General features: G+C 61.8%; 11 protein-coding genes. 9 read left to right on the forward strand and 2 right to left on the reverse strand.

Translation table 11 applies throughout. From position 1 onward, the window contains the following. Positions 1-110 precede the first annotated feature (110 nt). Positions 111-1,382 (reverse strand): 5-aminolevulinate synthase, encoded by a 1,272-nt coding sequence (gene hemA / locus J2R99_RS05250; protein WP_307153414.1) that lies wholly within the window; start codon positions 1,380-1,382, stop codon positions 111-113. A gap of 205 nt (positions 1,383-1,587) precedes the next feature. Further along, positions 1,588-2,925: an omega-aminotransferase AptA gene (gene aptA / locus J2R99_RS05255; protein WP_307153415.1), complete on the reverse strand. Its 1,338-nt coding sequence runs from the start codon at positions 2,923-2,925 to the stop codon at positions 1,588-1,590. Between the two features lie 287 nt (positions 2,926-3,212). Between aptA and J2R99_RS05260 the strand changes: the two genes are divergently transcribed. The 9 genes from J2R99_RS05260 (at position 3,213) to J2R99_RS05300 (ending at position 12,269) form a co-directional block, all read left to right on the forward strand. Then, positions 3,213-3,356 carry a DUF3096 domain-containing protein gene (locus tag J2R99_RS05260; RefSeq protein ID WP_128291940.1) on the forward strand — a complete coding sequence of 48 codons (144 nt, stop codon included), beginning with the start codon at positions 3,213-3,215 and terminating at the stop codon, positions 3,354-3,356. Between the two features lie 263 nt (positions 3,357-3,619). Then, a complete protein-coding gene (gene rfbA / locus J2R99_RS05265; protein WP_128291939.1) occupies positions 3,620-4,498 on the forward strand; it encodes a glucose-1-phosphate thymidylyltransferase RfbA in 879 nt (292 codons plus the stop codon). After that, positions 4,495-5,049, forward strand: a complete 555-nt coding sequence (gene rfbC / locus J2R99_RS05270; protein WP_307153416.1) for a dTDP-4-dehydrorhamnose 3,5-epimerase — start codon at positions 4,495-4,497, stop codon at positions 5,047-5,049. The genes rfbA and rfbC overlap by 4 nt, the downstream gene beginning before the upstream one ends. A gap of 18 nt (positions 5,050-5,067) precedes the next feature. After that, a complete protein-coding gene (gene rfbB, locus J2R99_RS05275; RefSeq protein ID WP_307153417.1) occupies positions 5,068-6,144 on the forward strand; it encodes a dTDP-glucose 4,6-dehydratase in 1,077 nt (358 codons plus the stop codon). Beyond that, positions 6,141-7,043 (forward strand): dTDP-4-dehydrorhamnose reductase, encoded by a 903-nt coding sequence (gene rfbD / locus J2R99_RS05280; RefSeq protein WP_307153418.1) that lies wholly within the window; start codon positions 6,141-6,143, stop codon positions 7,041-7,043. Before rfbB ends, rfbD begins: the two co-directional genes overlap by 4 nt. 65 nt (positions 7,044-7,108) lie before the next feature. Continuing rightward, a complete protein-coding gene (locus tag J2R99_RS05285) occupies positions 7,109-9,334 on the forward strand; it encodes a glycosyltransferase family 2 protein (protein WP_307153419.1) in 2,226 nt (741 codons plus the stop codon). Positions 9,335-9,342: 8 nt separating this feature from the next. Then, on the forward strand, positions 9,343-10,182 hold the full coding sequence (locus J2R99_RS05290) for a hypothetical protein (RefSeq protein WP_307153420.1): 840 nt from the start codon (positions 9,343-9,345) through the stop codon (positions 10,180-10,182). Between the two features lie 171 nt (positions 10,183-10,353). Further along, on the forward strand, positions 10,354-11,070 hold the full coding sequence (locus J2R99_RS05295) for a sulfotransferase (protein ID WP_307153421.1): 717 nt from the start codon (positions 10,354-10,356) through the stop codon (positions 11,068-11,070). 122 nt (positions 11,071-11,192) lie between these two features. Continuing rightward, a complete protein-coding gene (locus J2R99_RS05300; RefSeq protein WP_307153422.1) occupies positions 11,193-12,269 on the forward strand; it encodes a M23 family metallopeptidase in 1,077 nt (358 codons plus the stop codon). Positions 12,270-12,465: the final 196 nt, after the last annotated feature.

The following is a 12,465-nucleotide window of genomic DNA, read 5'->3' on the forward strand; positions in this document are numbered from 1 at the left end:
GATCTTTCAGCTCTCTCAAACAAAAACGCGGGCCGTTCGGCCCGCGTTCTGATGCGACGTGTGACGCCGCGCTATCTGCTGTGGTCAGCGGCTGCAGTCAGCCGCGGCACTCAGCCGCCCGAAGCCGCGAAGATCTGGGCGCGCGCCGGCGCCGTTTCGACGACGTCGGGCCGGTTGAGCGGCAGATCAAGAGCCAGCCATGTCTCTACCAGCGCTTCAGCCAGCTGATCGATGAGCTGATCGTCGTGCATCGGGGTCGGCGTGATACGGAGACGCTCCGTCCCACGCGGCACGGTCGGATAATTGATCGGCTGGATGTAGATGCGGTGCTTTTCCATCAGCCGGTCGCTCGCCGCCTTGCAGGCTTCCGGCTCGCCGACGAGGACAGGAACGATATGCGTCTCGCTCGGCATGACCGGCAGGCCCGCTTTGCGCAACACTTCCTTGGTGCGCGCAGCCTGACGCTGCTGGCCCGCACGCTCTTCCTGCGACGTCTTGAGATGGCGGATCGAGGCGCAGGCGGCCGCAGCGATCGCAGGCGGCAGGGCCGTCGTGAAGATGAAGCCCGGCGCATAGGAGCGGACCGCATCCATGATCGAGGCGGGTCCGGTGACGTAACCGCCGAGCGTGCCGAACGCCTTCGCCAGCGTGCCTTCGATGATGTCGATCCGGTCCATGACGCCGTCGCGCTCGCAAATGCCGGCGCCGCGTTCGCCGTACATGCCAACGGCATGCACTTCGTCGATATAGGTGAGCGCGCCATATTCGTCGGCGAGATCGGCGATCTTCTCGATCGGCGCGACGTCGCCATCCATCGAATATACTGATTCAAAGACGATCAGCTTGGCGCGTTCCTTGCCGGCAGCCTTCAAAAGCTCTTCCAGATGCGCAAGATCGTTATGGCGCCAGATCTGCTTCTGAGTGCCTGCGTGCTTGACGCCTTCGATCATCGACGCGTGATTGAGCTGGTCGGACAGAATGAGGCAGTCCGGCAGGAGCCGGGCGATCGTCGAGATCGCCGCCTCGTTGGAAACGAAGCCCGACGTGAAGACCAGCGCCGATTCCTTGTGATGGAGATCGCAGAGCTCGTCTTCGAGCTCGACCAGCGGCCTGTTGGTGCCGGAAATGTTGCGCGTGCCGCCAGCACCAGCGCCCATCGTCAGCGCCGCGTTGCGCATCGCCTCGACGACCTTGGGATGGTGGCCCATCGCCAGGTAATCGTTCGAACACCAGATGGAGACTTCCTCCGCCTGGCCGTCACGCCGCCAGATGGCTCGCGGGAACCGACCGACTTGCCGCTCCAGATCGGCAAAGACGCGGTAACGCCGCTCGTTGCGCAGGGCCGCGATGGCGGCTTCGAAATGAGAATGATAATCGAACATAGCGTTCCCCGGTCGATGCCGCTCGAACAATAATCAGCGCGAACCGTGCTTGGCTAGCGGCGCTTCGCCGCGCAACCGTCAAGCAGGCCTGACACTGACGATACGTCCATCAGATTGACACACCCGTGATCTGGATCAAAGAGCGGGCACTTTCCTGCGGCGAGTGGCCGCTTTTTTTAGCCACTCGCCCTTTTTAGCGGCAGCTCTAGAGCACACTCAGAGTCTGGCGCAGAATGTCAACCATCTCGTCGACATGGCTTTTCTCGGCGATCAGCGGCGGCGCAACAATGGCCGTATCGCCGGTGAACTTCACATGCAGGCCTTTCCAGAAAAGTTCTTTCTGCAGCCTGTTGCCGCGCACGCCCGGCTTGCCGTCTTCCGGCCAGGCTTCCACGCCGGCCATCATTCCGTAGCCGCGGATGTCGCGCACGGCGGGAATGTCCTTCAGCGAATAGATGGCGTCGAGGAAGTAGCCCGACAGATCGGCCGCCCGATCAAACAGCCCCTCGCGCTCATAGATGTCGAGCGTCGCCAGCCCCGCAGCACAGGCCACCGGATGGGCGGAATAGGTGTAGCCGTGGAAGAACTCGATGGCGTTCTCCGGCGCGGAATTGGTGATCGTCTCGTAGATCTCGTCACGTGCGGCTACGGCGCCCATCGGAATGGTGCCGTTGGTGATCGCCTTCGCCATCGTCATGATATCGGGGGTGACGCCGAAGGCCTGGGCGGCAAAAGGCGCGCCGAGGCGGCCGAAACCGGTGATCACTTCGTCGAAGACGAGCAGGATGCCGTTTTCGTCGCAGATTTCGCGCAGACGTTCCAGATAGCCCTTCGGCGGCACGAGCGTGCCGGTGGAACCTGCGACCGGCTCCACGAAAACCGCCGCGATGGTCGAAGCACCGTACATGTCACAGAAGCGCTGCAGGTCTTCCGCGAGCTCGGCGCCGGTTTCCGGCTGCCCCCGCACGAAGGTGTTTTCAGAATCCCAGGTATGGCGCATCGCCACGACATTCGGGATCACGCCCGGAAATGCCTCACGGTTCTTCATCAGACCCGACAGCGAGACACCGCCGATGTTGACGCCGTGATAGGCCCGCTCGCGCGATACGAAGCGCAGACGCTGCCCCTCCCCGCGGGCGCGATGATAGGCCATGACGATCTTCAGGGCCGTGTCGATCGCCTCCGAACCGGAATTCACGAAGAAGATGTGATTGAAGGGCTCAGGAAGGATCTGAGAGAGCTTGGCGGAAAGAGCGAAAGATCCCGGATGCCCCAACTGGAAATGCGGCGAGTAATCGTTCTGCAGCATCTGGGCGTGGACCGCCTCGATGATCTCCTTCCGGCCGTGGCCAGCCGCCACGTTGAACAGCGCCGATGAGCCGTCGATGATCTTGCCGCCCTTGTGGTCCCACAGATACATGCCCTCGCTTTTCACCACGAGGCGCGGCTCGGCCTTGAAATCTCGGCTTGCCGTAAACGGTAGCCAATGGCTCTCCAGCGAATTGGTGGCAAATTTCTGCAAAGGCTCGGCCAGCATATTCATCGAGGCACCTCCAAAGTGTGGGCGACCGCCGGACACGGATGGTCATGACCGGCTTTGCGACGCCGTTCAGCCGATCTCGGGACTGAACGCCGCCGCATTTGCTTGTCATGGCGATTTGTCGAGAGATTGTCCATCTCGGCGATGTTCGTTCGATGTGCCCCGCTTAAACTTGCCTCTTTCGCTCAAAGAGTGAGCAACGCTCTTGGGTCTTCTACGTTTTGCGACTGTCACGAGAGGCGGACGGCGGACACTCGCCATCGCCCACCCTTATCCAGGAGACCCCACCAATGGACATCGTCCTCATTCAGCCGGCGGTCGCGCTCATCGCCGGCATTCTCATTCTCGTCTTTCCGCAGATCCTGAATTACGTGATCGCCTTCTACCTGATCATCGTCGGCCTGGTCGGGCTTTTCCCCCAGCTTGCCGGCTGAGCCGCGCCATCGGGCAGCTATCAGGAACCGCAGGCGCATCCCAACGGGGCGCCGTCATCACAAGGCGCATCACCACGGGACGCCATCATCACGCAATCTAAGCGCGGTCCCCTCGACCCGAAGAACGCGATCGCCTAAGAGCTTCTCCTCAGTGTCTTTCTTGCCAGAGCGCCTCTCGGCGCCCTGAAGCAAGGCCGACCTGCGCTTGCACGCGCGGCCTACCTATCCTAGACGCCTGTGGACTTTTCAGCTGAGGTATAGCCATGCGGGGGATCATTCTGGCGGGCGGCAGCGGCACGCGGCTTTATCCGCTCACCATTTCCGTCTCCAAGCAATTGCTGCCGATCTATGACAAGCCGATGATCTACTACCCGCTCGGCGTGCTCATGCTGGCGGGAATTCGCGATATCCTGATCATCACCACGCCGCGTGATCTGCCGATGTTCCAGGAATGCCTGGGCGACGGCAGCGCTTTCGGCGTCTCTTTGTCTTATGCCGAACAGGCGCATCCGAACGGTCTTGCCGAAGCCTTCATCATCGGTCGCAATTTCGTCGGCAACGATCCTGCGGCCCTCATCCTCGGCGACAACATCTTTTATGGCGCAGGCCTTTCAGGCCTTCTCAAGAACGCGGCCAGCAAGGACACGGGCGCCACCGTCTTCGCCTATCACGTCGACGATCCGGAGCGGTACGGCGTCGTCTCCTTCGACCGCGAAACCGGCATGGCGCAATCGATCGAGGAAAAGCCTACAAAGCCGAAATCTTCGTGGGCGGTGACCGGGCTTTATTTCTACGACAACGACGTCGTCGACATCGCGGCCGACGTGAAGCCTTCCGCCCGTGGCGAGCTCGAAATCACCGACGTCAACCGGGCCTATCTGGAACGCGGCGATCTGGAAGTCTCGCGGCTCGGGCGCGGTTATGCCTGGCTCGACACCGGCACGCATGACAGCCTCCACGAAGCCGCCGCTTTCGTGCGCACGATCGAACACCGGCAGGGAACCATGGTGATGTGCCCGGAAGAGATCGCCTTCGAGCTCGGCTATCTCGATGCTGCGGCTGTCACTGCCCGCGCCGAGAAGCTCGGCAAAACCCATTATGCGCAATATTTGATGCGCCGCATTCAGGAGCGCAGCCAATGATCGAGGTCAGGCCTCTCGGCCTCGAAGGCGTCGTCGAAATCGTCCCGAAAAAATTCGGCGACGATCGCGGCTTCTTTTCCGAGACCTACAATGCCGACCGCTTTGCGGAAGCCGGCATCCCGCTCGCCTTCGTCCAGGACAATCATTCCTATTCGAAGGCGGTCGGGGTTTTGCGCGGCCTGCATTATCAATTGCCGCCGCGGGCCCAGGACAAGCTGGTACGCGTCACGCGCGGACGCATCCTCGATGTCGCCGTCGATATCCGCCGCTCATCGCCAACCTTCCGGCGATGGGTGAGCCTCGAAGTCTCCGCCGAGAAGTGGAACCAGATCCTCATTCCAGCAGGCTTCGCACATGGATTTCTGACGCTCGAGCCGGATACGGAGGTCATCTACAAGGTGACGGACGTCTATTCGCCCGAGCACGACCGCTCGCTGCGCTTCGACGATCCGGAGATCGGCGTCGACTGGCCGCTTTCCGGCGACGCGCTCACCCTATCGGCGAAGGATCAGGCGGCGCCCCTTCTCGCCGAGGCGGACATCTTCGATTAATCGGCCGGAGGCCAAGAGATGAGAATACTCGTGACAGGCGGGGCGGGCTTCATTGGCTCTGCGGTTTGCCGCCACCTCGTGCAGGCGGGCGTTGAGCGTGTCGTCAATGTCGACAAGCTCACCTATGCCGGCAACCGCCAGTCTCTGCGCGCAATCGAGAATGCGCCGAACCACGTTTTCCTTCAGGCCGATATCTGCGACGACGCAGCGCTTCTCGATATTATGAAGGCCGAGCGCATCGACGCCGTCATGCATCTCGCAGCCGAAAGCCATGTCGACCGTTCGATCGACGGGCCGGCGGCCTTCGTGGAAACCAATGTCGTCGGCACGTTCCGACTCCTCAATGCGACGCTCACCTATTGGCGCGAGCTCTCTTCAGAGGAGCAGGAGCGGTTTCGCTTTCACCACGTCTCGACCGATGAAGTGTTCGGCGATCTGCCCTTCGACAGCGGCATCTTCACCGAGGAGACGCCCTACGCGCCCTCCTCGCCCTATTCGGCCTCGAAGGCGGCATCCGACCATTTCGTGCGCGCCTGGCATGAGACCTACGGGCTGCCTGTCGTCCTGTCGAACTGCTCCAACAATTACGGGCCCTATCACTTCCCGGAAAAGCTCATTCCGCTCGTCATCTTGAACGCGCTCGACGAGAAGGAGCTGCCGGTCTATGGCAAGGGCGCCAATGTGCGCGACTGGCTCTATGTAGAGGACCATGCGCGGGCACTCGCGCTCGTCGTCGGCAAGGGCGAAATCGGCGAGAGCTACAATATCGGCGGGCGCGCGGAACGCACCAATCTTTCGGTGGTGGAGACGATCTGCGAGCTTCTCGATGGGCGCCGGCCGCGCAAAGGCGGCAAGAGCTACCGCGACCTCATCACCTTCGTCACCGACCGCCCGGGCCACGACCGGCGCTACGCGATCGATCCCTCGAAGATCGAGCGCGACCTCGGCTGGCAGGCGCAGGAGAGTTTCGAGACGGGCATCGCCCGCACCATCGACTGGTATCTCGAAAACGAGTGGTGGTGGGGGCCGCTGCGTGCCGAACGCTACAAAGGCGAACGTCTCGGCCACGGCCATCAGAAGGCCAAGGCCGGATGAGGATCGTCGTCACCGGCAAGGAAGGACAGGTCGCACGCGCTCTGATCGCAGCGGGAGCAGCCTCCGATGCGGCGGAAATCGTCGCCGTCGCGCGCCCCGAGCTCGATCTTGCGCGGCCTGAGACGATCGCGCCGGCACTTGTCGCGGCAAGACCGGATCTCGTCGTCTCCGCGGCCGCCTATACAGCGGTCGATCAGGCCGAGGACGAGCCGGACCAGGCTTTTCTCATCAACGAGAAAGGTGCCGGCGAAGTGGCGCGGGCCGCGCGCGAACTCGGCGTGCCGATCATCCATCTGTCGACCGACTATGTCTTCTCCGGCGAGGGTAACGAGCCTTACGACGAGACGATGGCGACGGGGCCAAAGGGCGTCTATGGCGCCAGCAAGCTTGCCGGCGAAGAGGCGGTCGCAACCGCCAATCCGAACCATCTCATCCTGCGTGTCGCCTGGGTTTACAGCCCGTTCGGCAAGAACTTCGTCAAGACGATGCTACGTCTTGCCGAAGGCCGCGATCAGCTCTCCGTGGTCGATGACCAGATCGGCAACCCGACCTCGGCACAGGATATCGCCGAGGCGATCCTCGCCATCGCCCGGCACTGGCAAAAGGCCGGCGCGGCCCGCCCGAACGGTCTTTATCATTTTGCCGGCAGCGGCGAGACGAGCTGGTGTGGGTTGGCGCGTGAGATTTTCCGTGTGAGCGGAGCACTCTCTGGTCCGACAGCCGAAGTTGCGGCGATCACGACGGCGGAATTTCCAACCAAGGCCGCGCGACCGAAGAACTCCCGCCTCGACTGCCGCCGTTTCGCCACGGATTTCGGACATGCGGCGCCCGCCTGGCAGGAGAGCGTGAGCAGGGTCGTGAGCGCGCTCTTGAGCGAACGAGATGGCTCTCCGAGCTGAGAGACGAGCGGGCGCCTCCGCAAAGTCGGAGTGGCGCAAGATGATCAAAGCGAGGAACCGAAATCGTGCGCGCCGTTGACCTTCGACAGGATTGTGCGGCGTGCGAATATATCGATGTCGAGATCGCCGACGGCGCCTACCTGGCGCGAGGGGACGATCCGGAGATCAAGTTTCATCCGCACAGCCCGCTTCAGCCCGGCTGGTATCATTGTGCCTTTGAAATCTCGGGCAATTCCGTCCTCGCACCGCAGCTCAGCATCGGCACCGGCACCGGCGAGGGCGCTCTCGCGACCTATCGGGTGAGCCTCAAAAGCGACCGGCGACGGAACCGCTTCACCGCCGATTTCTATCTGCCGGAGCCGGCGAACGAGCTTTGCCTCTATCCGGCGGACGGTGCCGGAAAATTCGAACTCGGCCACCTCCACCTCAAGCGACGCAACAAGGCGGAAACGCTTCTCTTCTTCGCCCGTCACGCGCTCCAGATCCTATGGCGCGACCCGATGCGCCTCGTCCGCAGGTTTCGACAATACTGGCACTATCTGCGCCGGCCGCATTTCGTCGGCGTGCGCACCCCCTCGCGCCTCAGCCCTGGTGGCGGCAGCTATCCGGACTGGATCAAGCGCTACGATTACCAGCCGGAGCGCGACCGCGAGAGGCTTGAGACGCAGATCAACGCCCTTGAGAGCCGCCCCGTCATCAGCGTTTTGATGCCGGTCTACAATCCGCCGACCGATCTTCTCGACGCCGCCATCCGCTCCGTCCTTGAACAGGTTTATCCGCACTGGGAATTGTGCATCGCCGACGATGCCTCACCGGATCCGGAAATCGGACGTCGCCTGGAGACTTGGGCAGAGCGCGATCCCCGTATCAAGATCGTTCGGCGGGAGATGAATGGGCATATCTCCGCCGCAACCAATTCCGCCTTTGCGCTTGCAACGGGCGAATGGATCGCGCTCCTCGACCACGACGACATCCTGCGGGAAAATGCGCTCGGCGAGGTCGCCGTCGAACTCGGCCGCCATCCGGACGCCGACATCATCTATTCCGACGAAGACAAGCTCGGCGCAGACGGGGTGCGCTACGACCCCTATTTCAAGCCGGACTATTCGCGCGAACTCCTGCGCTCACAGAATTACTTCAACCATCTGACGGTGCATCGGGCGGACAAAATCCGCCGCGTCGGTGGCTGGCGCGAAGGTTTCGAGGGAAGCCAAGATTACGACCTCAATCTGCGGATTGCCGAAATCGTCGAGCCCCGAAAGATCCGGCACATCCCGAAAGTGCTCTACCACTGGCGCGCCGTGGAGGGCTCGACGGCCATGGCCGGCGGGGAGAAGAACTATGCCTATCTGGCCGGGCAGCGCGCGCTTGAGGAGCATGTCACGCGCCTGGGATTGCCAGCGAAGGTCGAACCGGCGCCGGGCGTGCCCTTCTACCGGCTGCAGTTCTCAGTGCCGGAGCCCCATCCCCTCGTCAGCCTGATCATTCCGACCCGCGATCACGCGAAGCTCCTGCGTGGCTGCATCGATTCGATCCTCACCAAAACGACCTACGACGCCTACGAGATCCTCATCGTCGACAACGGCTCCGTCGAACCAGAAACGCACCGTTATTTCGACGAGCTACGCGTCGATCCGAGAATCCGCATCCTCTCTTACGACAAGCCGTTCAACTATGCGGCGATCAACAATTTCGCCGCCGCCCAGGCCCATGGCAGCGTTCTGGCGCTGGTCAACAACGATATCGAGGTGATCTCGCCCGACTGGCTGAGGGAGATGGTGTCTTGGGCGGTTCAGCCGGAGATCGGCTGCGTCGGTGCCAAGCTCTACTATGCCGATGATACGATCCAGCATGCCGGCGTGATCCTCGGCATCGGCGGCGTCGCCGGGCATTCGCACAAGTACTTCCCGCGCGAGGAGCCCGGCTATTTCGGCCGCCTCAAGATCCTGCAGAACGTCTCAGCGGTGACGGCGGCCTGCCTCGTCGTGCGCAAGGAGGTCTACGAGGCTGTGGGTGGTCTCAACGAGACGCATCTGGCGGTCGCCTTCAACGATGTCGATTTCTGCCTCAGCGTCCAGAAGCTCGGCTTTGCGAACGTCTTCACGCCCTATGCGGAAATGTACCACCTTGAAAGCATCTCACGCGGTCATGAAGACAATTCCGAGAAACAGGCACGCTTCTTCGACGAGACGCTCTACATGCGAAAAAAATGGCAACGCCTGTTGGCGCGCGACCCCTTCTATTCTCCCAATTTGAGCGGAGAGCATGAAGATTTCTCGCTTCGCAGCTGATTGAGCCGATGCGCAAATTCCAGAACTCAAAGAGCGCTCTTCCGCTTTCACGCGGCAACGCGAAGGAAGGGGAAGAGAGAGCGATCGACAAGATCTTCTTCCTGCACATCCCCAAGACGGCGGGTTCGGCTTTCAACCTCGCCTTCCAGGAAGCTGTGCCGCCAGGGCGGCATTTCGAGCACATGGAGAGCCGGCGAGAGCTCTTCTATTCCATCATAAGCGACGGCAAGCCTTTCTACGCGTCCGGGCACTTCCCTTTCTCGAGAGTGCGCGATCTCGTGATGCGGCCCGATGTCTTCACCATCACGATCTTTCGCGAGCCGCTTAAGCAGCTCCTCTCGCATCTCAAATGGGTGAAGGCCTATGGACGACCCGACGGCGAGGCCCGCCGCCGCCTCATTCCGGAAAACATCGCCGAACTTTCGCTCGCCCTGTGGGAGACAGACCTCAACGACGTCGCCAGGCTCGAACCGATCCTCGCCTCGCCGACTGCCATTTCACTCTTCGACAACACGCAGACCCGTTACATGACACGCTCAGTGGCCGGGCGCATTGGCGAGGAACAGGGCCGCTTTTCGATGGGCCATCTGAAGCATTTCGACTTCTTTTTCGTCCTCGACGACATGGCGGCGGCACACGTAAGGCTCACCAGAGAAATCCCTGGGCTCGGTCAAATCCCGAGAACCAATGAGGCCATGCTGTCTGAGACCATCGACCTTCAGGACGGCAGGGTCCGGGCGTTTTATGAAGACTTCGTCCGTTTCGACAGGCAGCTTTACAACAACGCCCGACGCCGCTCACGGCGCCGCTTTCTCGGGCTGGCAGAGGACGAAACGCAGAGCGTGTGAGACCCGGAGCTTGAACGAAGGGCGCACGAAAACGCATTGTAGGCGGGAATTGTAGGCGGGAAGCGTCGGCAGCGCGTCTTGCGGACGTCTCTGTCCCGCTAGCGGCTTTCTTCAAACAGGAAGGCGCGCCGAGAGGCTCCGGCGCGTCAATCCCGGCAAGACCAGGAGCCAATGTTGCAATCGCTTGAAGACTATCTCCGGCAACCGACGCTTGCGCGCTTCCCCTTCCTTTTTATCGTCACTTATGGCCGCTCCGGCTCGACTTTGCTGCAGGGATTGCTGAACGCTCTGCCGGGCCATCACATCCGCGGCGAGAACAACGCCGCTCTCGTCCCGCTCTTCCGCACACAAAGACGATTGCGACGCACGCGCTCAGAATGGGGCAATGAGGCGACCATGCCGGACAGCCCCTGGTATGGTGCCGACCTTATCGAGCCCGATATCTTCGTGGCCGGTTGTGCGGACGCCTTCTTTCGCGCCGCTCTGAAACCTCCCGCCGGCGCAAGATGCTGCGGCTTCAAGGAAATCCGCTACGACCGAAGGACGCTGAGCGACGGAGACTTCGTGCCCTATCTGCGGTTTCTCAGGCGGGCTTTCCCCGGGGCCGCCTTCGTCTTCAATTTCCGCAATGTCGAAGACACGCTGAGGAGCGGCTGGTGGCCAGATTACGAGCCGGGCGACGCGGAACGCGCGATCTCGCTCATCCGAACGCGGATGCACGATTACGCCCGGGACCATGACGACCATTCCTTCTCATTCGACTATGACGCCATGTGCCGCGATCAGTCCTATTTCGCCGAATTGTGCGCGTTCCTCGGCGAGGCATACGATCCACAGATGGTCGAGGAGGTCATGAACACCCGTCACAGCATCGGCGGGTCACGGTGACGGCCCTGCTCGTCTGGACTATCTGAAGGCGGCGCTCGAAACCGCTTTTGCAGCGGCGTCAGTCACGAAGCGGTCGCATTTGGGAATTTTCTTCGGGCCGTCTCATCAGGAAAGGAACGCTCATGCGCGTGTTGCATGGCCATCTCTCAGTCGCCTCATCAAGCCGTGCGGTGCAGGCTCTGACCGCAAGGCGGCTTCGCACACCGGCGCTCGCACTCCTTCTTCTCGCTCCGCTCACCGCCTCGGCCGCGGCTTTCGAACTTGAACTGCCGCTCGCCTGCACGCCGGGGACAGATTGCGTCATCCAGCACTACGTCGACCGCGACGGCACCTCCGGCGCCCATGATTATCACTGCGGCAGCCTCACTTATGACGCCCATAAGGGGACGGATTTCCGCATTCCGACGCTTGAGGCGATGCGGGAGGGGGTCGACGTTCTGGCCGTTGCGCCAGGCAAGGTGCTGCGCGTGCGCGACAAGATGGACGACGTGTCCGTGCGCCGCATCGGGGTGAAGAACGTCAAAGGCTCCGAATGCGGCAATGGCCTCGTCATCGATCACGGAGAAGGCTGGCAGACGCAATATTGCCATATGCGCCTTGGCAGCATCGTGGTGCGACCGGGAGAGCACGTCGAGGCCGGCGCGGTCCTCGGTCAAGTGGGCCTGTCGGGACAGACCGAATTTCCGCATGTGCATCTTCAGGTGACCAAGGACGGGACGATCGTCGACCCGTTCAGCTACCAGCCGGATGTCGCGGCCATGGAAGGTGCGGCGGCCTGCCAGGACGAGATCGCGGGCACCTCGCTTTGGGCCAAGGACGTGCAGGCTGACCTTGCTTATTCGGCCGGCAGCATTCTCAATGTCGGCTTCAGCGACCGCGCCGACCTCAAGATGGTCGATATCGAAGGCGGCATGCTGCACGATCCCGACACGAGCGCGCCGGTGCTCATCGCCTATGGTCGCGCCATCGGCCTCCTGAAAGACGATATCCAGCATATGCGCATGACCGCACCCGGGGGGCAGGTTCTCGTCGACCAGGCCGTCGAGCCACTCAAGGCCAACAAGGCCCAGGTGTTCGTCTTTGCCGGCCGCAAACGGCCGTCTCAGGGTTGGCCGGCCGGGCGCTACGAAGGCGTCTATAGTGTCGAACGGGACGGGGAAACGATCCTCGAAAAACCCTTCTCCGCAACGCTCGAATAAGGGCCTCAAAAAAGAGGTCCCAGATGACAGTGCATCTGGGACCTACGGAGTCGGTCTCTATCTGGAGATGCCCCAGTATGACCGGATGCAGCCGGTTATGCCAGAGACAGTCTGCGTCTTTTGCAGACGAGCGTCTGCAAAAAGCCAGTCAAATACGACACGCTCACATGGGTTGCACAGAAAAGTGCGATCTTGG

Source organism: Rhodopseudomonas julia, assembly GCF_030813515.1.
Classification (GTDB): domain Bacteria; phylum Pseudomonadota; class Alphaproteobacteria; order Rhizobiales; family Afifellaceae; genus Afifella; species Afifella julia.